This is a genomic window from Aeromonas sp. QDB03, from assembly GCF_027707985.1.
Taxonomy (GTDB): domain Bacteria; phylum Pseudomonadota; class Gammaproteobacteria; order Enterobacterales; family Aeromonadaceae; genus Aeromonas; species Aeromonas hydrophila.
In genome coordinates this window covers 1-22,722 of sequence record NZ_JAPCJG010000013.1, presented here as the reverse complement: position 1 = coordinate 22,722, position 22,722 = coordinate 1, and the positions used below count along the sequence as shown (strand labels likewise).

Below are 22,722 nucleotides of genomic sequence, written 5' to 3'. Positions count from 1 at the left end.
ACGCGTCGTTGCTGCCGGTGATGGTCACGGTCACGCTCGACTTGGTGCCGTCCACGCTGGTGACGCCGAAGCTCTCGCTCACCTTGTCACCCACGTTCAGCTCGTTGAACGCGCTGTTGGCGGTGAAGGTCCACTGGCCGTCCTTCGCCAGGGTGAACTCGCCGTACTGGCCCACCACGGTGATCGGGGTGAAGGTGTTGTCCGGGTTGTCCACGTCGGTCGCGGTCAGGGTGCCGCCGGTCACCAGCGGTGCATCGGTCTCGGTCAGGGTCACGTTGGCGCTGCTCACCACCGCCGCGTCGTTGCTGCCGGTGATGGTCACGGTCACGGTGTGGGTGGTGCCATCGACCGAGGCCACGGTGAAGGTCTCGACCTTGGTCTCGCCCTCGCCCAGGTACTGCACCTTGCTGTTGTCGACGTTGTAAGTCCAGGCACCGCCTTCGGTGATGGTCAGGCTGCCCAGTGCACCGGCACTCGGGGTGCCGTTGCCGGCCAGGAACTTGGCCTCGTCGGCGCCGTCCACGTCGGTCACGCTCAGGGTACCGGTCTCGGTCAGCAGCGGGTTGGTCTCGTCTTCCACCACGCCGCCAGTATCGGTGCCGGTAATGACAGCCGCGTCGTTGACCGGCGTAACAGTCCCGGTCACGCCGCCTGTGGCGCTGTTCAGGCCATCGGTGATGGTGTATTCAAACGCAATGTTGCCATTGAAATCCGGAGCCGGCGTGAAGATCAGCTGGCCATTGCTCAGGGTGACGGAACCATTGCTGATCGCTACCGTGCCGCCTTCGGCAATGGTCTGGCCATTGATGGCGGTAATGGTGAGACGATCGCCATCCACATCCGTGTCGTTGCCAAGCACATTGATGGTGACGGTACCGTCCTCCCCCACGGTGAACTGGTCGTCACCCGGCAGAGGCGCGGCATTCACCACGCTGTTGTCGGTCCCCTTTGGCGAAGTGTTGCCCACCGGGTCGGTCAGGGTGGCATCCACAGTGATGGGGCCGTTGACCGGCAGATCCGTGGTAGGGATGGTCAGGGTGACCTGGGTACGGCCGATGTCGTCGGTCGTCAGAATTCTGCTGGAGTCAGGCACGCCATCACCGTTCCAGTCCACATCGAGACGATCACCAGCCTTGGCATCGCCCGGCAGCCGAATGATGACATCCACCCCGTTTTCGCGCTCGTTGGCGGAGATGACATTGTCCGCGCCGTCCTGGATTTCCACTTGTGGCGCCGAGGGAGCGGTACTGTCCACGCTGCCGTCATCGGTCGCGGTGCCGGTGTTGCCGGCCGGATCGGTGACGCTGGCCGTTACTGTGTAGGAGCCATCAACCAGCGGAGTGGTCACGTCCACGCTGAAGGTGCCATCCGGATTGACGGTGGTGATCAGGGTTTGCTGGTTGCCATTGGCATCGGTCACCAGCAGGGTCACAATACTGCCTGCGTCGGCATCCGTGGTTCCGGTGATGGTCGGGGTCGTGTCGTTGGTATTGTCAGGTGCGGAGACGGAGATCACCGGCGGGACGAGATCAATCAGGCGGTTCTCTTCACCCGGCAGTGCATCAGCAATCACGCCGGCATCGGTCTGGTTGGCCGTATCAAAACCGGCCGCCGCTATGGTGGCATCACCGGTACGATCGATGGTAACGAAACCACCGTTGCCACTGGCGCCAGCCACGCCACCAATGCCACCACCACCGGCGGCAGGCGCCCCACCTGCGGCAGATGCTTCAAATGCCTTGGTCGGGTCGGCGCCACCCAGGATGGCCTGCTGCAGGGCCGCGATGTCATTGGGATTGCCGGACGGCACATTCTGGGCAAGCTGCGGCTCTTGAGACGTTTCATCCTCAACCTGCTGCTCGTGGGTCGGGCTCAGGGTGAAAGTCTGGTTGCCGCCTTTGAAGCTGGCGCCTTCAGGAGTGATCAGCACCGCATCCTTGGGCAGGATATCGCCTTCGGCGAGCTGCTTCTGGCTGCCATCAGCAGCCACCAGGTAAACCTTGCCTTTCAACTGGGTAACGACGACGTCCTGATCCAATGCGATATTGTGGCTGCTCATGTTCTCTCCTGAATCTCTATTGGCATGCAATATTCCACCGTCTAATGTGCCCGCGAATGGCGCCGGAAACCAGTTAGAAAATTCGAATGGATAGACTGATTTGAGGCTGGAACGGTCGGTTAAACAGAAGGGTCAACAACGGTGGGGATGGAAAATAAAATCAAGATGATCAATGTGTTGCATTTTGATGACGGGAGCACTGCGAGTGCCCCCGTCAAGGGCTTCATATCAGGCGCCAGCCCACAGCAGGATGGCCAGCAACTGGGGTGAGATGATGCGCAGGAACATCACCAGCGGATAGACGGTCGCGTACGACAGGGCACTGGCACCACTGGTGGGGTGCATGCCGTTGGCAAACGCCAGGGCGGGAGGATCCGTCATGGAACCGGCCAGCAAGCCGCACAGGGTGAGGTAGTTCATCTTGCCGTACAGACGGGCCAGCACCCCGACCACCAGCAGCGGGATCAGAGTGATCGCCACCCCATACATCATCCAGGCCGGGCCATCGCCGTTGATCAGGGTATCGATGAAGCCGGCACCAGACTTGAAGCCCACCACCGCCAGAAACAGCACTATGCCGATCTCCCGCAACGCCAGGTTGGCACTGGGGGGCATGAACCAGTAGAGCTTGCCGATACTGCCGATGCGCGACAGGATCAGCGCCACCACCAGCGGCCCACCCGCCAGGCCCAGCTTCAGTGCGGCCGGGAACCCGGGCAGATAGAAGGGGATGGAGCCGAGCAGCACGCCGAGGCCGATGCCGATGAACACCGGCAGCATCTGCACCTGCTGCAGTTTCTGCTGCACGTTGCCCACCACATTGGTGACCGCCTCGATGGCGTCGAGTCGTCCCACCAGGTTGAGGATGTCGCCGAACTGCAGGCTGGTCTGGCTGGTCGGCACCAGCTCGATGCCGGCCCGGTTGAGGCGCGAGATCACCACGTCATACTTCTGCTTGATGTCGAGATCGCGGATCTTCTTGCCGAGCACCTGCTCGTTGGTCACCACAACCCGTTCTACCCGCAGATCGGTGCCGCGAGTGGAGAGCGAGGTCTCAACCTCCTCCCCCAGCACCAGCAGCACCTTGCGCAGGGCGTGCCGCTCACCCACCAGGTGCAGCAGGTCGCCCAGTTCGATGCGCGAATCTGGCCGCGGCACCATCAGCTCCTCGCCACGCTTGAGGCGCGAGCAGATGACGTCTGCCTCGTCGAGACTCGGGATCTCGCTCAGCATCAGACCGTGGATGTTGGGATTGCGCACCGCGATGTTGATGGTCTGCAGACTCTCCTTGGTCTTGCCGGCCTGTTGTTCAAACTGGGCTGCTTCTTCGTCGATCTTGATACGAAAGAACATGCGGATCAGCCACATGGTCAACAAGATGCCACAGATGCCGAACGGATAGGCGACCGCATAGCCCATCCCCATCAGGCCGGTGGAACCGGGCGCAGCGCCAAGCTCCGCCAGGATCTGCTGGCCGGCACCGAGTGAAGGGGTGTTGGTCACGGCGCCGGAGAAGACCCCCAGGATCACCGGCAGCGGCACGTCGAACAGCTGGTGCAGGGCTGCCGCCACGGCGCAGCCAAGCAGTACCAGCAGGGCGGCGAAGCCGTTGAGCTTGAGACCGGAGCTGCGCAGGGAAGAGAAGAAGCCGGGACCGACCTGAATGCCGATGGTGTAGACAAACAGGATCAGGCCAAACTCCTGAATGAAGTGCAGGGTCTGCTCATCCAGCGCCAGCCCAGAGAGGCCGGCGAAGTGGCCCACTATGATGCCGCCGAACAGCACCCCTCCGATCCCGAGACCGACGCCATAGACCCGCCAGTTCCCCAGCCAGAGCCCCAGCACTGCCACCAGCGACAACATGCTGATAGAAAGCGCGATATCACTCATTTCGTGCATCCTTTGCGAATTGAACTGTCCCTAGCTTGTCAGCAAACGCCGCCGCCAACTGTGTGATACCGCACGAATTTATCCTTTTGAGCAGCAAAAAATACCAATTAAGGGCTAGTTAGGCGACGTAGCCATAAATGGCCATAAAGTGACAAACGCTGCCCCCCAGCACGAACAGATGCCAGATGGCGTGGTTGTAGGGAATGCGCTTGGCCACATAGAAGATCACCCCCAGGCTGTAGATGAGACCACCCAACCCGAGCAGCAGCAAGCCTTCCCCCTCCAGATGGATGTAAAGCTGATAGACCACCAGCAACGACAGCCAGCCCAGCATCAGATAAGTAAACAGCGACAGCTTCTTGAAGCGGTTGATGAAGAGCAGCTTGAACACCACCCCCGCCAGTGCCAGCCCCCAGATCACCACCATCAACCCCTGTGCCAGCGGCGTGTCGAGTGCCACCAGCAGGAAGGGAGTATAGGTACCGGCGATCAGCAGATAGATGGCGCAGTGGTCGAATACCTTGCACCAGCGTCTGGCCGGCCCTTCCGCCATGCTGTGGTAGAGGGTCGAGGCCAAGTAAAGCAACACCAGGCTGCCACCATAGAGGCTGTAACTGACCAGCGCCTGAGGGCCCTGTGCCCAGCCTTTGTTCAACAACAACACCAACCCCAGGATCCCCAACACCAGCCCCAGGCCGTGGCTGAGGCGGTTGGCCAGCTCCTCGCGGGGCGAATAATCCGTCACACTGCTCATTGCATACTCCTGCCCAAACTGCGCTCACTCTAGCTGCCGCCATTTCAGAGTACAAGTGTTAGCTTAAAGTGATTTTCATGCCATTTGCCGTGCGTTGAGGAGATGCGCATGGCTGTCACCCGCTGGCCTTTGGTGTATGCTCTGCGGCCGATGCCCACGTAGCTGTTGCCACCGCGCTTGCTCACCACCCAGTGACTCCCTGGCAACCCGGTCTGGAGAACCTGATGAAGTTGACTGAACTGTTTGCACTACCGGATCCGGCCTTCGGCCAGGCCATGACGGATCTGCTGGAGACCTTCCACCACTCGGATGACAGTCAGGCTCCCTACCAGCGCGAGCAGTTCACCCACCAGCTCGATCAATCCCGCATGCCGGCCACCGGCATCGCCATGGATGAGTACCTGGCCCGGCTGGCCACCCTGGTGCCTGGCGCATCCCACCTCACCTCGCCACGCTACATGGGCCACATGACGGCCCCGTTACCGGCCTTCACCGCCGAGTTGTCCCGCCTGGTGGTGATGCTCAACCAGAACCCGATGAAGATGGAGTCCTCCCGTCTGCTCAGCTTTCTGGAACGGGAGGTGCTGGCCAAACTGCACCGTCTCATCTATCGCGCCGACGATCTCTTCTATGACGCCCAGATGCATGCCAAGGATGCCGCCCTCGGCGTCATGACCAGCGGCGGCACCATCGCCAACGTCACCGCCCTCTGGCTGGCCCGCAACCGCGCCTGCGGCGACAACCTGTTCGCGCTCTATGAGCAGGGCTATCGCGGCGCCGTCATCCTGGGCTCGCGGCTGATGCACTACTCCTTCGACAAGGGGATGGATCTGCTGGGGCTGGGGGCGCGCAGCGTCTGGCGCCTCCCCACCGATGACCAGAACCGGCTCGACATGGCCGCGCTGGAGCAGGCCCTTGCCCAATGCAAGGAGCAGAAACTCAAGGTGCTGGCACTGGTCGGCGTGGCCGGCAGCACCGATTTCGGCTCCATCGACCCGCTGCCTGAGCTGGCGGACATCGCCGAGCGCGAGCAGATCCACTTCCACGTGGATGCCGCCTGGGGCGGCCCGACCCTGTTCTCCCCCCGCTATCAGGCGCTGCTGGCGGGGATCGAGCGAGCCGATACCGTCACCCTGGATGGCCACAAGCAACTGCTGGTGCCGCTAGGTACCGGCATGCTGCTCTGCCGCCAGCCAGACCTGATGATGGCGGTCAAGCGGGAAGCCCCCTACGCCATCCGCGCCAGCTCCTTTGATCAGGGGCGCTTTACCCTGGAGGGCACCCGCCCGGCCAACGCCCTCTATCTGGATGCCGCCTTCCAGCTGTTCGGCCAGCAGGGCTATGCCGAGCTCATCGAGGCCAACTACGACCGGGCCCGCCTGATGGCCGGCCTTATCGACCAGGATCCAGCCTTCGAACTGATGTCGGCCCCGGTGATGAACCTGCTCTCCTATCGCTGCATCCCCCCTCATCTGCAGGGCAAGGTGCTGGACGAGGCCGCCAACGAACAGGTCAATACCTTCAACGTTGCCCTGCAGAAGACTCAGCGCGCCGAGGGGCACAGTTTTGTCTCCCGCACCCAGCGCGCAGTGGGGCGCTACGGCACCCAGCCGCTCACCCTGCTGCGGGCCGTGCTGCTCAATCCGCTCATCGAAGAGCGCCACATCCGCGATCTGCTGGCGGATCAGCAGCGGCTGGGCGCCGAGATCGCAAGGCAGCTATTTGGCTGAGGAACTGGCTGGCGAATGAGCGGTCTTATTCATTTGCCGTTGCCCATCGGGCAGGTACACTGAATCAAATTTTGCGGTCCACTTTTGAGGGCGACGAGCCAGACATGAAGCAATTTATTGAATTTATTCCTCTTATCGTTTTCTTTGCAGTCTACAAGTTCTACGACATCTACATGGCGACCGGTGCCCTGGTGGTGGTGACCGGTCTGCAGCTCGCCTACAGCTGGATCCGCTATCGCAAGGTCGAGAAGATGCAGCTGTTCACCTTCCTGCTGGTCGGCTTCTTCGGTGGTCTCACCGTCTTCTTCCACGACGACACCTTCATCAAGTGGAAAGTCACCGTCATCAACGTACTGTTTGCGCTGGGCCTGCTCATCAGCCGTTACGGCTTTGGCAAAAACCTGATCAAGCAGATGCTGGGCAAGGAGCTGCAAGCACCGGATCCCGTCTGGGATAGGGTCAACCTCGGCTGGGTCGGCTTCTTTACCGTCTGCGGCCTGCTCAACCTCTATGTGGCCTTCAACTTGCCGCAGGAGATGTGGGTCAACTTCAAGGTATTCGGTCTGCTTGGCATGACCCTGGTATTCACTCTGCTAAGCGGTGTCTATCTCTATCGCCACCTGCCCGCCGAGCAGAAAAATGAAATGAAAAAATAACTGCCATCAAGAAAAGGATCGTCTCATGTGGTATCTCATCTATTCCGAAGATGTCCAGGGCAGCCTGCCGCTGCGCAAGCAGGCGCGCCCGGCCCATCTGGCCAGGCTACAGGCGCTGCAGGATGAAGGGCGGCTGCTCACCGCCGGCCCCAACCCGGCCATCGATGCCGAGGATCCGGCCAATGCCGGCTTTACCGGCAGCACCGTCATCGCCGAGTTCGCCTCACAGGCGGATGCCAAGGCCTGGGCCGATGCCGATCCCTATGTGGCGGCCGGTGTCTATGCCAAGGTGACCATCAAGCCGTTCAAGAAGGTCTTCTGACCCAACGCGAATAGCGAAATAAAAAAGGCCGGACTGGCAGTTCACGCCAGTCCGGCCTTTTTGTATCCCGATATCCCGTTTTATGCCTTGGCCACGAACCAGGGGTTGAGGATGTCCGGCTTGTTGTAGCACAGCGGCGAGCCATCGAGCTGGGTGACGCTGCCACCCGCCCCCTCCAGCACCGCCTGCGCCGCACCGGTATCCCACTCGCAGGTGGGGGCGAGGCGCGGGTAAAGCTCGGCCCCCCCTTCGGCGATGATGCAGAACTTGAGCGAACTGCCCATGGAGACCAGCTCAATCTCGCCCCGCGCCATGTCACCAAAGCCCGCTAGGTAATCCAGGGTGGCCTGGGAGAGGTGATTGCGGCTGCCTACCACCCGCCAAGGCATACCTTCCTGATGAGGTTGGCTCTGGATAGCCTCACGCTTGCCATTAGCCACCCGCCAGGCCCCCAGCCCCTTGCCGCCATACCAGAGCTGGTCCAATACCGGGGCATAGACCAGTCCCCAGCGCGGAGTCCCCTCTTCAATCAGGGCGATATTGACGGTGAACTCACCGTTGCGGGAAACGAACTCCTTGGTGCCGTCCAGCGGGTCCACCAGCCAGTAGCGGGGCCAGCCGAGTCGCGCGGTCATCAGTTCAGGGTCGGACTCCTCCGACAGCACGGGGATCTCGGGCGTCAGCCGGGCCAGCGCCTGCACGATCACCTCGTGCGCGCCCTTGTCGGCGGCGGTCAAGGGACTTTCGTCCTGCTTGTACTCTACCGCAAAGGGCTGACTGTAGATGGCCATGATGGCGTTACCGGCGGCACGGGCGATGGGCTCCAGCTCGGAAATCGCGGGAAAAAACATAAGAAAAGACATCCTGGTCAAATGGTTAGCATATTGTACCTATTTTGGATAAAGGAAGCTTATAGCCGTTTGCTCTGACTTATACAGTGTCATATATGACAGACAAAAAGTGGCGCGACTCGGCTAATTCTCAATAGGCATACCAAACCACACAAGGACGTGCCGCCATGAACTACAAGACCCTGACCGCCACCCTGCTGCTGAGCTGCCTGCCCCTGCTCAGCCAGCCTCTGCTGGCCGCCGACAAGCCTGCTACCAAGCCGGCAACCACGGTCACTACCGCCAAGGAGAGCGGCAAGGTGAACCTCAACACCGCCAGTATCAATGAGTTGACTGCGCTCAAGGGCATTGGCGAGAAGAAGGCTCAGGCCATCGTCGATTACCGCGAGAAGCAGGGCAAGTTCACTACCGTGGATCAGCTGGCCGATGTGAGCGGCATCGGGCCAGCCACGCTGGAAGCAAATCGGGACATGATTATCGTCAAGTAACCGATCCATACCCCTTTCATCATAAGGGCAGCCTGTGGCTGCCCTATTTTTCTTCGGGTATCATGGGCCCACTTTGTATCTCTGGACTCTCTCCATGAAAAAGACACCGCTCGTTGTACGCAAAGCCGTTCTTCCCGTCGCCGGTCTGGGCACCCGTATGCTGCCAGCCACCAAGGCCATCCCCAAGGAGATGCTGCCCGTCGTCGACAAACCGCTGATCCAGTATGTAGTGCGCGAAGCCATCGCCGCCGGCATCAAGGAGATCATTCTGGTCACCCACTCGAGCAAGAACTCCATCGAAAACCACTTCGACAAGAGCTTCGAGCTGGAAGCGACCCTCGAGAAGCGGGTCAAGCGGCAACTGCTGAAAGAGGTGCAACACATCTGCCCGAAAGACGTCACCATCATGCACGTCCGCCAGGGGGAAGCCAAAGGTCTGGGACACGCAGTGCTCTGCGCCCGTCCGCTGATCGGCGACAACCCGTTTGCGGTGCTGCTGCCGGACGTGCTGATCGATGAGGTCTCCAGCGACCTCAAGCAGGACAACCTGGCCGAGATGGTGCACATGTTCGAAGAGGATCACATCAGCCAGATCATGGTGGAAGCCGTCCCCGAGAGCGAAGTGGACAAATACGGCATCGCCGACATCAAGGGAGAAGCGCTGAGCGAGGGCATGTCTCTGCCGATGCAGGCCATCGTCGAGAAACCGCCCCGTGACGAGGCCCCCTCCAATCTGGCCGTGGTCGGCCGTTACGTGCTCTCTTCCAACATCTGGCCGTTGCTGGAGAAGACCCCCGCCGGTGCCGGTGACGAGATCCAGCTGACCGATGCCATCGCCATGCTGATGGAGCAGGAGCAGGTGAATGCCTACTTCATGAAAGGGCGCAGCCACGACTGCGGCAGCAAGTTTGGTTACATGAAAGCCAATGTGGAATATGCAGTGCGCCATCCGGAACTGAACGGCGAATTTATCACTTGGTTGAAACAGTTTGCCAAGCAGCTGTAATAGCTGAATATTTAACCTATTAATAGAATAAAACACTGGGCATCATTCGATGCCCTTTTTCATTTTATAAACATATATTCAACCATTGATAGATAAAATATCGCTAAATCATAATATTGTAATTTAATCACGCTTGTTCTATAAGGATTATGGCTTGTTCCTAGCCCTTGCATAAAATTTCTAAAAAAATATAAGACACAGGTGGAAGTTCCAATGAATAATCCGTCCAAAGGGACCTTTTTAGGTCACCCTAAAGGGCTTTTTTTGCTCTTTAGTACCGAACTGTGGGAGAGATTCTCCTATTACGGCATGCGTGCCGTGCTCGTGCTCTATCTGACTGACATGACTGCCAACGGCGGGATGGGCTGGACTCAGGCCGATGCCCTCAAGCTGTACGGCATCTATACCGGTCTGGTCTACATCACCCCGATCATCGGCGGCTGGCTGGCAGATACCTTCCTCGGCCAACGCCGCGCCATTCTGTTTGGTGCCGTGCTGATGGCCGCCGGCCAATTTACCCTGGCGCTGCCGCACGCCATGTTCCCGGACATGGTCAACACCGTCTTCTATTCGGGTCTCGGCTTGCTTATCGTGGGTAACGGTCTGTTCAAACCCAACATCTCCACCATGGTGGGTGACCTGTATCAGGAAGGTGACCACCGTCGTGACGGTGCCTTCACCATCTTCTACATGGGTATCAACCTGGGCTCCCTGCTGGCCGGCGTGATCTGTGGCGCTGCCGCAACCGCCTATGGCTGGCAAGCCGCCTTCGTCAGCGCCGGTATCGGCATGCTGCTCTCCCTGGTGGTACAGGCCACCATGGCTCAGCGTTTCCTGGGTGACATCGGCCGCGTGCCGGCCGCCCAGCGCGCCGCCGAGCAGCGCTCCAAGGAGCAGAAGGCTCCGCTGACCAAGCAAGAAGTGGATCGCATTAAGGTCATCCTGGTGCTGGGTCTGTTCACCATCATCTTCTGGGCTGGCTTCGAGCAGGCCGGTGGTCTGATGAACCTGTACGCGCAGGAGTATACCGACCGCATGATCGGCAGCTTCGAAGTGCCGACCGCCTGGTTCCAGTCCCTGAACCCCTTCTTCATCATCACGCTGGCCCCCATCGTTGCCGCCATCTGGATCAAGCTCGGCAAGAAAGAGCCGAACTCCCCGGTGAAGTTCGCCATGGGTCTGCTGTTCCTGGCCGTGGGCTTCCTGTTCATGATCGGTGCCGTGCTGGAGCAAGGTGGTGATCAGGCCGTCAAGACCTCCATGTTCTGGCTGGTCGGTGCCTACCTGTTCCACACTTTGGGCGAGCTCTGCCTCTCCCCGATCGGCCTCTCCATGGTGACCAAGCTGGCTCCGCTGCGCCTGGCCTCCCTGATGATGGGTGCCTGGTTCGGCTTCGTGGCCCTGGCCAACTATGCCGCCGGTTTCATCGGCTCCTTCGTCGGCGAATCCGGTGCCATGGCCATCTTCGGTGGCATCGCACTGGCCGCCGTGATCAGCGCGCTGATCCTGCTGACCATGGCCAATCGCCTGGTCTACTGGATGCACGGTGCAGAAGGTCCGGCCAAAGAGCCGCAGGAACACGACAAGAAGCTGCAATCTGCCGCCGTCTAAGCGGTCAAGATTGTCAGCAACAAAGAGGGCGCCCATTGGGCGCCCTCTTTGTATGTGGCCGTCTGACACGGCCTCAATGATGTCGAACCTGCACATGCAGGGCACTGCCGCTGTCACTGCGAAACTGCAGATCAAAGGGTTCATGCCAGCTGCGCCTGTGCAAGGCGTAGTGGCTGGTACGCAGCAGACCGAGAGGCAGGCCGCCAGAGCGCACCAACCAATGGGGCGAAGTCAGCCCGGCATTGGCAAAGACCAGCCCGTCCTCCTGATCAAACAACAGGGCGGCCATGGCGAAGGAGTGGCGCAGGCCGGATTCGACCAGCTGCAGATTGAGGTAATCAAGCAACCGGTGGGGCTGGGTCAGCAGCAGACTCTCGCCACGCTGAAACTGGCGATACGGGGCGTTCATCAGGGAGCGCACAAGGGCGCCGCAGAAGGCGGCATCCACCCCGAGGATCGGCAGCTCCATCACCAGCACCAGCAGCTTGTCATCCACCTTGAAGGTATCGGGAATGAACAGATTGCCCATCCCTTCAAAGGTGACCTGCCAGGGCCCCCACTCCTGCAAGCCCGGCGGCTTCAACCAGGCCAGCAGCCGGGTCGCCGCCTGGTCGTGTTCGCGAAAGAAGTCGATGTGCTCCATCAACTCCAGCTGTTGTCCATAACCGTGGTTGGCGCTCAGGCACTGCTCTATGCTGCGACGCACCTGGCCGAAGTCAGAGATGGGCTTGAGCAGGAAATCGCGGGCGCCGGCGCGCAGCGCTCGCTCGACCGCCTCCATCTTGCTTTGGGCCGAGATGACGATGACAGGAATATGGGGGTAGCGGGCTGTGAGGCAGGCGATCACCTCATGCCCATCCATGTTGGGCATGTTCAAATCACATAACACCACATCGGGGTGATAGAGGGCAGCGGCAGAGAGACCTTCAATGCCGTCTTCGGCCTGGAAAACGCAGGCACCATCGTGAGCGAGATAATTGACCAGCGAGTGGCGAAAAACCGCTTCGTCCTCCACCACCAGGATCCGTAGTCCGGCTTTTGACATCTTGATAAAGCTCTTATTAGTCAACCAGTTATTTAGCCTCAAGCCTAGACCATAACCGACTGCATTGACCAATCAGATGATTGAATAATCGCCGAAAAATCCATGCTCGCTAGCTATTCTGGCGGCCAACTGCTTGAAATAAAGCAGCTAATGATGCTCATCGAAACCCAGCTTTTTCTCCGCTTTGCAACTTGGCTGACAAAAAAACAGCGTCATACGAAAACAAGCAACCCCGATCGCGGGCGAGCCGGCCACCCGCCGGCGGTGCCGGGCATGCCATCAATTGTATGAGGCTCCGCCATGGGGGATAATACCGCCACGTCCGTCAATGAAGCATGCCATGACCCCTGCCGAATACAGCGCCCTCGCCCATCCCAGATTGTCCCACCCGGCCCGCAGCCTCTATACCCTGCAGCTGCGCCGACTGGTGCTGGAAAATCAGCTGGCCAGGCTCAACTACCCCGAACTCGGCCGGGCGCTGGCGGTGGTCGACCCGGGCGATCCCAGCGGTTTTTCCTTTCAGGTCAATGCTCGCCAGCTGACCGAGCTGTTCGATGAGCTGATGGAGGCGGGTTTGCTGCAAGTCGAGGCGCAAAAAGACAGTGAGCACTACCATCAGTGCCCGTTCCAGCTGCCACTGCTGACCCAGCGGGTGCGCAGCCCGCTGCCGGAGCGCCCGTTCCAGATGCACCTGCAATGGCGCCCGGATGCAGAGCTGCCAGCCCTCGCCCGCCTGTGCGGGGTGATCGATGCCAGCTACAGCGAAGAGGATCTCGGCGAGTTCATCGCCTACTGGCTGGGGCGGCCCGAGGTGTTCGACTCCCAGCACCAGTGGATGCTCAAGTTCATCCGCGCCCTCAAGACCCGCCGCTATACCCGCCGCAAGCCGATGGAGGTGCAGGGCTACCAACAGGTGACCCAGGCACCGGTCGAGGCGGGCCCAAGCAAGCGGGCCCAGGAGATGATCGAAGAGGCCAAGCGGCTGGCCGGCCAGCCACGGGAACCGGATAATGATTGATAGCAGGCACCGCCAGCAGGCAAAATCAGAGACCTATCCCCACCCCAGACCGAGCAGAAGGAGCATTCCATGACTGACCCGCACGATCCCCTGCGCCAGGAGCTGGAAGAGATCGAAGCCAAGCGCCAGAAGATCGCCAAGGCCAAGCAGGATCATCGCATTCACGATCCGGAATTGAGTCGCCACGTAGGAGGCCTGCTGGAGCGCATTCGTCGCCTTCAGCAAGAGACCGGCGGCAGCCAGTACGACTACGAAACCCTGCGCAAGGAGTACGACGCCAAGGCCAACGCCGAGGTGCGCGAGCTGCAGAAGGCGGCTCGCCAGGAGCGGATCCAGAAGCTGATCGCCCAGGCCGACCTCAACCCGGATTGGGTATTCGAGAAGATGGATGCCACCGATCCGGCGCTGCAATACCCCATGGAGACGGCTCGCTACTTCATCAGCGGCTTCGAGCACTGGGAGAAGAGCGGCGGCGGCTGCATGCTGATCTATGGCGACTACGGCACCGGCAAGTCGACCCTGGCGGGCGCCGTGGCCCATGAACTGATCGAACGTCACCAGAAATCGGTGATCTTCCAGCAGTGGGCCTCCATAGTGGACCGCCTCTTCTTCAACGTGATCCAGGATCAGGAGGAGCGCAACCAGTACCGCCGTGCACTGGAAGAGGTCGACCTGCTGATCATCGACGAGGTGTCGGCCAACCGCGCCAAGATGGCGGAGAGCCAGTCCAGCTTCCTCGGCCACCTGCTGCGCCGCCGGCGCAACCTGTCGAAAAGCGTCATCATCATCACCAACCACAGCCCGCAGAGCCTGCATCAGGCTATCGGCGACTTCAGCTTCGAGGCGATCAAGGCGTTCAATCCGGTGGATATCCACCTGAGCGGTCCCAGCCGTCGCCCCAACATAGGCCACTACAACGGCTGATCCTGTGCGAGCCCGGGCCACCCGCCCGCGGCTCGCCGCATTTCTCCTGCTAACCCCCTCAAATAAAAACAACTCTCATTTACAGCGCTACGCCAACCCTCTAGGCTACCCCTTTCATCACAGGGAGCAGCACAATGCCAACCACACTCATCTTCGGAGCCAGCCGCGGGCTGGGCCGCGCCTTCACCGAACACGCCCTGCGCCAGGGCCACAGGGTCGTGGCCCTGGTCCGTAACCCGGAGATGGCCGCCGAGCTGCGCGCATTGGGAGTCGAGGTGGTTGAGGGAGACGCCCTCGACCATCAGGCCGTCGCGCAGGCTTGCTCACTCGCAGGTGACGAGGCCGGGGTGATCTCGACCCTCGGCAGCTTCCGCCAGCCGACCCCCGTCGATTATCAAGGCAACCGCCAGGTGATCGATCAGATGGAGCTGGCCGGGCTCAAACGTCTGCTGCTGGTCACCTCGCTGGGTTGCGGTGACAGCTGGCAATACCTGCCCGAGCGGGCCAGGGCCGCCTTCGGTCACGAGGTACGCTTGAAGAGTCTGGCGGAGAGCTGGCTGCAGACCAGCGCGCTGACCTGGACCATAGTTCGCCCGGCCGGCTTGCAGGATGGCGAGGCCACAGGGCAGGCCGTGTTGAGCCAGGGGAGCGAGGTGCACGGTCTGGTGCGCCGCGCCGATGTGGCGGACCATGGATTGCAACTGCTGAACGATGAGCGGGCAGTGGGACAGATCTACGCCATAGGCGATCCCACCCTCAGCCGGGGGTGAGCAATCCGGATAATAAAACGGTCAGCCCCAGGGCTGACCGTTTTACTGTCTGATGTCGTCTAGCTGGCAGAGGGGCCAGGCTCAGTTGCCGTCTCCGCAGCCACCCCGCCCGACGCGGCAGCCTCGTCCACAAGCGACCGCTGGCGCCAGCGCAGCAGCAGACAAGCCAGAGCGCCGTAAAGCAGTGCCAGCCCCCACAACTGCCACCAGTAGCGGGAAACCTGGGCAAACTCGGCCCCCATCTGGTTGAGGCGCAAGAAGCCCTCGATGGCCGGGGTGCTCGGCACCCACTGGGCCAGCCAGTTGAGGGGGGTCGGGATCAGCTCCAGCGGCCAGATGAAGCCTGCCAGGAAGACCAGCGGCATGGAGGAGAGCAATACCACCTGGGTCGGCAGATCCCGGCGGGTAAACAGGGCCCCCAGCACTATGCCAAGCCAGGTGGTTGCCAGCAGGAACGGCAGGGTGAACAGCCACAGCTCGGCCGGCTCGGCGGTGCGCACTATGTTGTAGTGATCGAAACAGAAGCCGAAGAAGTAGGTCACCGGCAGCACGAACAGCCCGCCCACCACCAAGGTTCTGGCCAGCAGCAGGGCAAGCACGGGGGCGCTCTGCCAATAGCCAGACTCCCCGCGACCGCTGCGCTGATTCTGGGTTGCCCCCAGGATCCCGGTGCCCATCAGCAGCACCTGATGCAGGATCAGCACGAACACGGCGGGCACAACGTAGTTCACATAGCCCATGGTGGGGTTGAACACCGGCAGCACATTGAGCCCCACCGAGTTCCAGCCCATGGCCGCCTGCGGCAGCGCCTCACCCTGACTGAGCAGACGCGTGACCTTGATCTGGGCCGCCAGGCTGCCACCCGCCAGGGCCAGCCCCTCGGCTATGGTGCCGTAGACCAGGAAGTAGGAGGCATCACCGGCATAGCTCAGGGTGACGCTCCTGCCCTGCATCAGATCCCGATAAAAGTGACGGGGAATGTGCAGTATGCCGCTCCCCTTCCCCGCCATCAGCTGCTGGCGCGCCTCTTCCAGGCTGTTGGCCCGTGCCACCAGTTTCACCTGCGGGGTGGCATCGGCCATGAACTCCAGCTGACGGGAGAGCTGACTGCCATCCTCATTGACCACCACCACAGGCTCTTCCCTTGGCAGTTGCTGCAGGTAGGGCTGCGGGTAGAGGAAGGAGTAGAAGAAGACACCACCAAACAGGGTCAGCATGATGGCCCGATCGGCCAGCAGGGTACGCAGCTCCAGCCGCAGCAGATCCCAAAAACCTAGCATGACATCCACTCCTTCCACTGCCCGGCAGCAGAGCACGGTTCGAGCCGTATCAAACCCCAAAAATCTAGCATGAGGCAGGCTCCTTATCGGCAGCTTGGCGCGCCAGCTCGGCCTGCTGCTGGTAACGACGAACAACCAGCAACAGGGGCAGCAGGAACAGCAGCAAGGCGCCGAGCTGGGGCAGGGCCGCAGCGAACGGCTGGCCGTAGTTGGTCTGCCCTATCTGCAGCTCCACATAGTGGGAGATGGGCAGCAGGCTGCGCCAGAACTGGGCGAAGTCTCCCATGGCACTGACCGGAAAGGTCACGCCCATGAAAGCAAAGCCCGGTGCCGTATAGGCGCCCGCCAGCGACAGGGCGCGGGCCGGATCCCGGATGACGCCGTAGAAGAAGGCCCCCATGCTGACACAGGCGGCCGAAGCCAGCCCCAGTCCCAGTGTCAGCACCAGCCAGCTGCCTTGCATCGGATAGCCAAACGCCTTGAACAGCATCAGGCTCCACGCCAGACCCCAGGCCCACCCAATCAACACATGGGGCAGCAAAGTGCGCCAGAGGCCGAACCAGACCCCTTGGCTGGTCCAGTCCAGCCCCAGCCGATCGGTGCGGGCCAGGGCGTTGATCCCATAGAGCACCACCAGGATCTGCCACACCGCCGGCAACAGGGCACTCAGCAGGAACTGGGCATAGCTGGAGTTGATGTTGTAGAGCGCCGTCACCTGATTGCTGATGGGCACGGATTGCCCCAGGGCGCCGGACATGACCTTGCCATCGGCCATGGCGGCCAGTACGCCCACCTGGCCGTTGAGGGTCCCCACCACCTGGGACAAGGCCGAGTTGACCAGCTTGGCGATCAGGATGAACTGGCTGTTGTTGAACACAGTCACCTTGGGCTGGGTACCCTGACGGGCATCCCGCTCCAGATGGTGAGGGATCACCACCAGGGCATAGATGTCCCCCCCGCGCAGGGCGCGTGCCCCCTCGTCGATGGAGTCGAACTGGCCGGCAAGGCGCAGACCGGCGGAACCGTCCAGCGAGAACGCCAGCTGACGGGAGAGGACGCTCTGATCCAGATCCACCAGACCAACGTTGAGATCCCGGGCCAGCCCGGCCGAGAAGATCCAGCAGATAGTCCCCATCAACAACAAGGGAACCCAGCTCATCAGGGCACGACCGAACGGATCCTGCCACAACAGCCGCCATTCGCGTCTCATCAGAGTTCGACCAGCACACTCATGCCGACTCGCAGACCGTCAACCGGTTGCAAGGGGCGCGCCTCCACCTGGAAGCTCTTCATGTCGAAGCCCTGACGGGTATCCGTGGCACGCCAGGTGGCAAAATCCCCCATCACGGCCACGTGGGTCACCTTGAAGCGCACCGTCTGCTCACCCAGGCCCGGAATGGTGGCATCGAACTCAGTGCCCAGCGCGAAACGGGGCAGCAGATCTTCGCGCACATGGAACTGGGCCCAGGCATCCTGCATATCGAGCAGGGTCACCACAGGGAAGCCCTGTGGCGCCAGCTCACCGCTGCGCAGCAGCACCTGGGACACCTCCCCCGCGTGCGGGCTGGCGATGCGGGTATCGGCCAGATAGGCCTCAACTTCCGCCACCGAACCCGCCGCCATGTTGGCCTGCTCGCGCGCCGCCACCTTGGTCTCTTCCCGCGCCCCTTCCAGGGTCATCTGGTATTGCTGCCAGGCCATGCCTTCGCTGTACTTGGCTGCCTGCCAGGCGGTCCAGGCCTCATCCCGTTTCTGCAACGGCATCACGCCATCCCGGTGCAGGCTGGCGATGCGCTCATAGGTCTTGGCCCGCAGCAGGGCTGCCGCCTTGGCCTTTTGCCACTGATCCTTGGCACCCGCGATCTGCTGGGCACGCGCGCCCTTCTCTGCTTCCTCGGCCATGGCCCCGGCCGCAGCCTGACCCGCCTTGGCCTGGCTCAGCTTGGCCTCGATCTCGGGACTGGCCAGGGTGAACACCAGCTGATCCCGGGCCAGCCGGTCACCCTTCTTCACCAGCACCTCGTCGATGCGGCCCGCCACCTTGGAGGAGACCGAATACTGCTGCGCCTCAACCTGGCCCTGCAAGCGCACCGGCTCGGGCTGATAGGCGAGCCAGAAACGCCAGCCCAGCCAGATCACCAGCAGGACCAGCGCCAGTGGCAGCAGCAGCGGCTTGGCCTGGCTCATCTTCTTCTTGATGGGGGGATGACTCATGCATTCACCTCGACAAACGGGCGACCCTTGGCGGTCGAAACAGACATGGAAAACGGGACAGACAGGGCCGCGATCATGAATTCACCTCGATCGCCTGACCATGCTGATATTGATTGAAACTGTTCATCTGACCGGAGAGTGCCAACAGGCGCGCCAGCGAGATCACATATTGATAGGCGGCAGCGGCACGCTGGGTCTTGACCCCGGCCAGCTGGTTCTGGGCATCCACCACATCCAGCGAGGTGGAGAGCCCCTGCCCGAATGCCTTGTCCCGCAGCAGCACGTTCTCCTCGGCCAGCGCCTGAGTGGAAGAGAGAGACTGGTACTCTTCCAGCCCCTGCGCCGCCTCGCGCCAGGTCTTCTCGACCAGCAGCTCCAGATCCTCGCGGGTCTTGGCCTGCAGCAGATTGACCTGCAGCTCGGCGCTCTTGGCCGCTTGTACCGTCTCGGAGCGGCCGTCGCGGCTCACCAGCGGCATGCTGACGCCGACCCCGACCACCCAGTCAGGGGTGATCTTCGCGGCCAGGGTATCTCGTTCGTAGAGGTTGTAGTTGCCGAACATGAAGAGCTCGGGTGCATATTTGCCCTTCTCGGCCCGGATCATCGCCTTCGCCTGCTCACGCTTGGCGATCAGCATCTTGAGACCCGGGTGCACCGTCAGCGTATCCTCGACGAAGGCCGCCAAGGGGGGCACATCGTCATTGATGAACAGCTGGGTAGCCGGTTCGGCTCCCTTGAGCTTGATCATGCGATCCAGCGCCAGCTCGGCGATCTCTAGGCTGCGGCGGGACTTCTGGGTATCGATGCGCGCCCTGTCATAGGCAGACTGGGCCGACAGCCGCTCGACCTTGGCGATCTGGCCCTGGGCTTCCAGCTTCCTGGCATGATCCAGATGGCGGGCCAGCCCCTGCTCTATCTCCTGCTTGGTCTGCACCACCTGCGCCGCCAGCACCACGCCGAAATAGGTCTGGGACAGGCTCTCGAAGCTGGCTTGCTGCTTGATGGCCAGCAACTCCTTGGCTTCATCCACCTGTGCGGACCGAATATCCTGCATCGCATCGATCCGCCCCCCGACAAACAGGGGCCAGAGCATTCTGACCGAACTGGTGACGCGATTTTGCTCGGTCAGCGACGAGGCCAGCCATTTGGAGTCGATCCCCATCTGCCCCAGAATGGCGCCCAATGCGGGAGAATTTTCCAGCTTGTCGTCCAACCCCATCAGATCCGGCTTGGAAATGCGCGCATAATCCGCCCCCAGACTGATGTCGGGCAGATACATGGCCTTGGCCGCCTCGCGCAACTGTTGCGCCCGGTCCACACCGGCCTGTTCCGCCGCCAGCCCGTCATCCTGCTGGATGACCCGGCTCCAGGCCTCGCCGAAACTGACGGTCTGTGCCTGGGCAGAACCCAGCACGGCACCCAGCAGACACGGGTAGAGAGATTTGATGAACCTTGACGTCATACATCCCCAATCTGTTTGTAATAAAATTGTTTGGAGCCTTTGCTCGATTCAAGCTCGCTATCATAGCGCAAACCCCAACCGGATGGGGACAGGCAAATCGTCGAGTCCCTCGCTCATTTGGCCCCGTAAACTCACCCCGACAATATGCCTGATTTTCAAGCACTCCTGAATTTGCAAGCCTTGGCACGACGTTTTTTTCAGAAAAAAATGGCTGACGCTCAAATACTAACCTTTTCTCCTGACTAAAAAATGCGTAATATACGCCGCCCTAAGCCGATGGTAACCGTGGAATGCAGATAGGTCCCCACACGCTTGAAACTCCCCTGATTGTGGCTCCCATGGCCGGTGTAACAGACCGACCATTTCGTGAACTTTGTTTGCGATTGGGCGCCGGCATGGCCGTTTCCGAGATGCTGCTGGCCAACCCGGATGTCTGGGATACCCAGAAAACCAGGATGAGAATGGATCACTCTGCAGAAGGTGGCTTGCGATCGGTCCAGATTGCCGGAGCCGACCCCGAGATGATGGCGTTTGCTGCCCGCTACAACGTGGAGCAGGGCGCTCAGATCGTCGACATCAACATGGGATGTCCGGCAAAAAAAGTGAATAAGAAGCTGGCAGGTTCCGCCCTGCTGCGCCAACCCGACCTGGTCAGAACCATCTGCCGGGCCGTAGTGGACGCAGTGGAGGTACCTGTCACCTTGAAGATCCGCACAGGATGGGATCCGGATAACCGCAATGGCGAGGAGATCGCCCGAATCGCCGAAGATTGCGGTATCGCGGCCCTTGCCGTGCATGGTCGTACCCGTACCGACCTCTATCGGGGCGAGGCGGAGTACGACACTATCAGGGCGATTAAGCAGGCCGTATCGATTCCTGTTGTCGCCAATGGCGACATAGACAGCCCGGAGAAGGCCCGGTATGTCCTCGACTATACCGGCGTTGATGCCGTGATGATCGGCCGTGCTGCGCAAGGACGACCCTGGATTTTCCGGGAAATCCGTCATTTTCTTGAGACGGGCACCAAGCTGCCGCCTCCCGAAAGGGAAGAGGTTCGCACCCTGATGAACGAGCATGTAACCAACCTGCACCAGTTTTATGGTGCATATCTGGGAGCGCGCATTGCCCGTAAACACGTGGGCTGGTATCTGGATGAAGAAGAGACGGGCCGAGAATTCCGTAAGCACTTCAATGCCCTGGATTGTGCAGATGCACAACTCGAGGCACTCGAAGCGTATTTCGATGGATTAGGTTAACGCATAACTAAAGAGCCGACCGAATATGTTCGAACAAACCCTGACTTCTGATGCATTGGTAACAACTACTCACAATCACGCTGCCGAGCCGACCCAGCGCCCCCTGCGTGACTCTGTGCAACAGGCCCTGCGTAACTACCTGGCCCAGTTGAACGGTCAGGAAGTGATTGATCTGTACGATATGGTTCTCTCCGAAGTCGAAGCTCCCATGCTGGACGTGATCATGCAGTACACCCGTGGTAACCAGACTCGCGCCGCCGTGATGATGGGCATCAACCGCGGTACTCTGCGCAAGAAACTCAAGCGCTACGGCATGAACTGATTTCAGTCAGCCTGCTGCAGTGCAGACGAAGGCGTATCCCAGCGATGGGATACGCCTTTTTCTATGCCCGGCGTTTACCCTCTCACTCCACCGCCAGCTTGATGCCAAGCCCCACGAACAAGCCTCCCATCAAGCGGTTGAGCCAGCGGCCCAACCAGCCAGGCAAGGTCACCTTGCGACTCGCATAGGCGGTCGAGAAGGCCAGCAGATGGCACCAGATCATGCCGTTGAAATTGAAGATGCAGCCCAGCACGACAAAGGCCAGCGCCTTCTGCGGTGCATCGGGAGCGATGAACTGGGGAACAAAGGCGAGGAAGAACAGGGCTACCTTGGGATTGAGCACATTGGTCAGCAACCCTTGCCGGAAGATCCGGCCGTAGGAGAGCGCAGGCAGCGACACAGCCCCATCCACAGACGTTGAAGTGCCACTCCTCTGCCAGAGCATAGACACGCCGAGATAGACCAGATAGAGCGCCCCCATCAACTTGATGACGGTGAACAGCTCGGCCGAGGCACTCAGCAGAGCCGACAGTCCCAGCGCCGCCGCCAGCACATGCACCATGGTGCCCGTCCCTATTCCCAGCGCCGCCACCGAACCGGCCCGCCAACCTTGTGACCCGCTGCGCAGCATGATGAGCAGGGAGTCCGGTCCCGGCATCATGTTCAACAGCAGACCGGATACGACAAACAACGCCAGATCGTGGATCCCCAACATACACAGCTCCTTATGCCTGAAAGAGACAGTCTATGGATCCCGCCTTCCTTGTCATCCCCCGCAGCAGCAATAGTGATCATCGACGAATGGAATAGCTGGACAGTTCAAGTGCTACAAGCGATCAGATCCGATGGACGGAGGGAATGGTGAGATTTGAAAATGAGGAGATAAACATCGAGATATCGAGAGTTCAACAACACCAATCTAGCGGTACTGAAGTATTCACGACAAAGGGGGAGCAATAATTAGAGCTGGCACCAAGACCACAACACGCTGAATTTCAGGCAATAAAAAACCCCGCTCAGATGAGCGGGGTTTCTTGTATTGGGTGCCTGGCAGTGTCCTACTC

21 protein-coding genes (1 of these 21 only partly in view) are annotated in these 22,722 nt (G+C 60.7%); 11 read left to right on the top strand and 10 right to left on the bottom strand.

Going from position 1 to position 22,722, the window contains the following annotated elements:
* From PG900_RS20640 to trhA, 3 genes are all read right to left on the bottom strand, one after another.
* Positions 1 to 2,059 carry the 5' end (the start) of a retention module-containing protein gene (locus tag PG900_RS20640; RefSeq protein WP_270832140.1) on the bottom strand. 4,874 nt of this gene lie to the left of the window's left edge, so only the first 2,059 of its 6,933 coding nucleotides appear in the window; it begins with the start codon at positions 2,057 to 2,059; its stop codon lies beyond the left edge, outside the window.
* A gap of 228 nt (positions 2,060 to 2,287) precedes the next feature.
* Entirely contained in the window at positions 2,288 to 3,949 is a 1,662-nt protein-coding gene (locus PG900_RS20635) for a putative transporter (RefSeq protein WP_017411002.1), read from the bottom strand.
* Positions 3,950 to 4,067: 118 nt separating this feature from the next.
* Positions 4,068 to 4,703 carry a PAQR family membrane homeostasis protein TrhA gene (gene trhA / locus PG900_RS20630; protein WP_016351856.1) on the bottom strand — a complete coding sequence of 212 codons (636 nt, stop codon included), beginning with the start codon at positions 4,701 to 4,703 and terminating at the stop codon, positions 4,068 to 4,070.
* 224 nt (positions 4,704 to 4,927) lie between these two features.
* Between trhA and PG900_RS20625 the strand changes: the two genes are divergently transcribed.
* The 3 genes from PG900_RS20625 to PG900_RS20615 all read left to right on the top strand — a co-directional run bounded on the left by PG900_RS20625 (position 4,928) and on the right by PG900_RS20615 (position 7,411).
* A complete protein-coding gene (locus tag PG900_RS20625; RefSeq protein ID WP_259232737.1) occupies positions 4,928 to 6,433 on the top strand; it encodes an aminotransferase class V-fold PLP-dependent enzyme in 1,506 nt (501 codons plus the stop codon).
* Between the two features lie 104 nt (positions 6,434 to 6,537).
* The gene (locus PG900_RS20620) at positions 6,538 to 7,089 is read left to right on the top strand and encodes a septation protein A (RefSeq protein ID WP_024946223.1); all 552 of its coding nucleotides are present in this window, start codon (positions 6,538 to 6,540) and stop codon (positions 7,087 to 7,089) included.
* 25 nt (positions 7,090 to 7,114) lie between these two features.
* Entirely contained in the window at positions 7,115 to 7,411 is a 297-nt protein-coding gene (locus PG900_RS20615; protein WP_270802447.1) for a YciI family protein, read from the top strand.
* Between the two features lie 80 nt (positions 7,412 to 7,491).
* Here PG900_RS20615 and cysQ read toward each other — a convergent pair whose 3' ends face one another.
* On the bottom strand, positions 7,492 to 8,262 hold the full coding sequence (gene cysQ, locus PG900_RS20610; RefSeq protein WP_270802446.1) for a 3'(2'),5'-bisphosphate nucleotidase CysQ: 771 nt from the start codon (positions 8,260 to 8,262) through the stop codon (positions 7,492 to 7,494).
* Between the two features lie 167 nt (positions 8,263 to 8,429).
* Between cysQ and PG900_RS20605 the strand changes: the two genes are divergently transcribed.
* From PG900_RS20605 to PG900_RS20595, 3 genes are all read left to right on the top strand, one after another.
* Positions 8,430 to 8,750 (top strand): ComEA family DNA-binding protein, encoded by a 321-nt coding sequence (locus tag PG900_RS20605; RefSeq protein ID WP_270802444.1) that lies wholly within the window; start codon positions 8,430 to 8,432, stop codon positions 8,748 to 8,750.
* A gap of 94 nt (positions 8,751 to 8,844) precedes the next feature.
* The gene (gene galU / locus PG900_RS20600; RefSeq protein WP_270802442.1) at positions 8,845 to 9,756 is read left to right on the top strand and encodes a UTP--glucose-1-phosphate uridylyltransferase GalU; all 912 of its coding nucleotides are present in this window, start codon (positions 8,845 to 8,847) and stop codon (positions 9,754 to 9,756) included.
* A 213-nt stretch (positions 9,757 to 9,969) separates the two neighbouring features.
* Positions 9,970 to 11,367 carry a peptide MFS transporter gene (locus PG900_RS20595; RefSeq protein WP_011707249.1) on the top strand — a complete coding sequence of 466 codons (1,398 nt, stop codon included), beginning with the start codon at positions 9,970 to 9,972 and terminating at the stop codon, positions 11,365 to 11,367.
* Between the two features lie 73 nt (positions 11,368 to 11,440).
* On the opposite strand, the gene PG900_RS20590 is transcribed toward PG900_RS20595, so the two are convergent.
* Complete coding sequence (locus PG900_RS20590; RefSeq protein ID WP_017410997.1) at positions 11,441 to 12,412, bottom strand: response regulator; 972 nt, start codon at positions 12,410 to 12,412, stop codon at positions 11,441 to 11,443.
* Positions 12,413 to 12,752: 340 nt separating this feature from the next.
* Between PG900_RS20590 and PG900_RS20585 the strand changes: the two genes are divergently transcribed.
* From PG900_RS20585 to PG900_RS20575, 3 genes are all read left to right on the top strand, one after another.
* The gene (locus PG900_RS20585) at positions 12,753 to 13,430 is read left to right on the top strand and encodes a DnaT-like ssDNA-binding domain-containing protein (protein WP_270802436.1); all 678 of its coding nucleotides are present in this window, start codon (positions 12,753 to 12,755) and stop codon (positions 13,428 to 13,430) included.
* 69 nt (positions 13,431 to 13,499) lie between these two features.
* Complete coding sequence (locus PG900_RS20580) at positions 13,500 to 14,354, top strand: DnaA ATPase domain-containing protein (protein ID WP_270802434.1); 855 nt, start codon at positions 13,500 to 13,502, stop codon at positions 14,352 to 14,354.
* A 134-nt stretch (positions 14,355 to 14,488) separates the two neighbouring features.
* Positions 14,489 to 15,124 (top strand): SDR family oxidoreductase, encoded by a 636-nt coding sequence (locus tag PG900_RS20575; RefSeq protein WP_270802432.1) that lies wholly within the window; start codon positions 14,489 to 14,491, stop codon positions 15,122 to 15,124.
* A gap of 59 nt (positions 15,125 to 15,183) precedes the next feature.
* Here PG900_RS20575 and PG900_RS20570 read toward each other — a convergent pair whose 3' ends face one another.
* The 4 genes from PG900_RS20570 to PG900_RS20555 form a co-directional block, all read right to left on the bottom strand.
* Positions 15,184 to 16,404: an ABC transporter permease gene (locus PG900_RS20570; RefSeq protein ID WP_270802430.1), complete on the bottom strand. Its 1,221-nt coding sequence runs from the start codon at positions 16,402 to 16,404 to the stop codon at positions 15,184 to 15,186.
* A gap of 64 nt (positions 16,405 to 16,468) precedes the next feature.
* Entirely contained in the window at positions 16,469 to 17,614 is a 1,146-nt protein-coding gene (locus PG900_RS20565) for an ABC transporter permease (RefSeq protein WP_270802428.1), read from the bottom strand.
* The gene (locus tag PG900_RS20560) at positions 17,614 to 18,618 is read right to left on the bottom strand and encodes an HlyD family secretion protein (RefSeq protein ID WP_270802426.1); all 1,005 of its coding nucleotides are present in this window, start codon (positions 18,616 to 18,618) and stop codon (positions 17,614 to 17,616) included. The genes PG900_RS20565 and PG900_RS20560 overlap by 1 nt, the downstream gene beginning before the upstream one ends.
* Positions 18,619 to 18,691: 73 nt before the next feature.
* The gene (locus tag PG900_RS20555; protein ID WP_270802424.1) at positions 18,692 to 20,080 is read right to left on the bottom strand and encodes a TolC family protein; all 1,389 of its coding nucleotides are present in this window, start codon (positions 20,078 to 20,080) and stop codon (positions 18,692 to 18,694) included.
* Between the two features lie 290 nt (positions 20,081 to 20,370).
* Here PG900_RS20555 and dusB point away from each other — a divergent pair, with 290 nt between their 5' ends.
* Positions 20,371 to 21,336, top strand: coding sequence for a tRNA dihydrouridine synthase DusB (gene dusB, locus PG900_RS20550; protein ID WP_011707259.1), 966 nt, complete (start codon positions 20,371 to 20,373; stop codon positions 21,334 to 21,336).
* Positions 21,337 to 21,361: 25 nt separating this feature from the next.
* On the top strand, positions 21,362 to 21,658 hold the full coding sequence (gene fis / locus PG900_RS20545) for a DNA-binding transcriptional regulator Fis (RefSeq protein WP_005309538.1): 297 nt from the start codon (positions 21,362 to 21,364) through the stop codon (positions 21,656 to 21,658).
* 82 nt (positions 21,659 to 21,740) lie between these two features.
* On the opposite strand, the gene PG900_RS20540 is transcribed toward fis, so the two are convergent.
* Entirely contained in the window at positions 21,741 to 22,373 is a 633-nt protein-coding gene (locus tag PG900_RS20540) for a LysE family translocator (protein ID WP_158196702.1), read from the bottom strand.
* Positions 22,374 to 22,722: the final 349 nt, after the last annotated feature.

Excerpts from the sequence above, each read along its gene's own strand:
- dusB (WP_011707259.1), top strand. The coding sequence starts at position 20,371 with ATGCAGATAGGTCCCCACACGCTTGAAACTCCCCTGATTGTGGCTCCC.
- PG900_RS20565 (WP_270802428.1), bottom strand. The coding sequence starts at position 17,614 with ATGAGACGCGAATGGCGGCTGTTGTGGCAGGATCCGTTCGGTCGTGCC.
- PG900_RS20590 (WP_017410997.1), bottom strand. The coding sequence starts at position 12,412 with ATGTCAAAAGCCGGACTACGGATCCTGGTGGTGGAGGACGAAGCGGTT.
- PG900_RS20620 (WP_024946223.1), top strand. The coding sequence starts at position 6,538 with ATGAAGCAATTTATTGAATTTATTCCTCTTATCGTTTTCTTTGCAGTC.
- PG900_RS20560 (WP_270802426.1), bottom strand. The coding sequence starts at position 18,618 with ATGAGTCATCCCCCCATCAAGAAGAAGATGAGCCAGGCCAAGCCGCTG.
- trhA (WP_016351856.1), bottom strand. The coding sequence starts at position 4,703 with ATGAGCAGTGTGACGGATTATTCGCCCCGCGAGGAGCTGGCCAACCGC.
- PG900_RS20625 (WP_259232737.1), top strand. The coding sequence starts at position 4,928 with ATGAAGTTGACTGAACTGTTTGCACTACCGGATCCGGCCTTCGGCCAG.
- fis (WP_005309538.1), top strand. The coding sequence starts at position 21,362 with ATGTTCGAACAAACCCTGACTTCTGATGCATTGGTAACAACTACTCAC.
- PG900_RS20585 (WP_270802436.1), top strand. The coding sequence starts at position 12,753 with ATGACCCCTGCCGAATACAGCGCCCTCGCCCATCCCAGATTGTCCCAC.
- galU (WP_270802442.1), top strand. The coding sequence starts at position 8,845 with ATGAAAAAGACACCGCTCGTTGTACGCAAAGCCGTTCTTCCCGTCGCC.
- PG900_RS20595 (WP_011707249.1), top strand. The coding sequence starts at position 9,970 with ATGAATAATCCGTCCAAAGGGACCTTTTTAGGTCACCCTAAAGGGCTT.
- PG900_RS20635 (WP_017411002.1), bottom strand. The coding sequence starts at position 3,949 with ATGAGTGATATCGCGCTTTCTATCAGCATGTTGTCGCTGGTGGCAGTG.
- PG900_RS20575 (WP_270802432.1), top strand. The coding sequence starts at position 14,489 with ATGCCAACCACACTCATCTTCGGAGCCAGCCGCGGGCTGGGCCGCGCC.
- PG900_RS20615 (WP_270802447.1), top strand. The coding sequence starts at position 7,115 with ATGTGGTATCTCATCTATTCCGAAGATGTCCAGGGCAGCCTGCCGCTG.
- cysQ (WP_270802446.1), bottom strand. The coding sequence starts at position 8,262 with ATGTTTTTTCCCGCGATTTCCGAGCTGGAGCCCATCGCCCGTGCCGCC.
- PG900_RS20540 (WP_158196702.1), bottom strand. The coding sequence starts at position 22,373 with ATGTTGGGGATCCACGATCTGGCGTTGTTTGTCGTATCCGGTCTGCTG.
- PG900_RS20605 (WP_270802444.1), top strand. The coding sequence starts at position 8,430 with ATGAACTACAAGACCCTGACCGCCACCCTGCTGCTGAGCTGCCTGCCC.
- PG900_RS20570 (WP_270802430.1), bottom strand. The coding sequence starts at position 16,404 with ATGCTAGGTTTTTGGGATCTGCTGCGGCTGGAGCTGCGTACCCTGCTG.
- PG900_RS20580 (WP_270802434.1), top strand. The coding sequence starts at position 13,500 with ATGACTGACCCGCACGATCCCCTGCGCCAGGAGCTGGAAGAGATCGAA.
- PG900_RS20555 (WP_270802424.1), bottom strand. The coding sequence starts at position 20,080 with ATGACGTCAAGGTTCATCAAATCTCTCTACCCGTGTCTGCTGGGTGCC.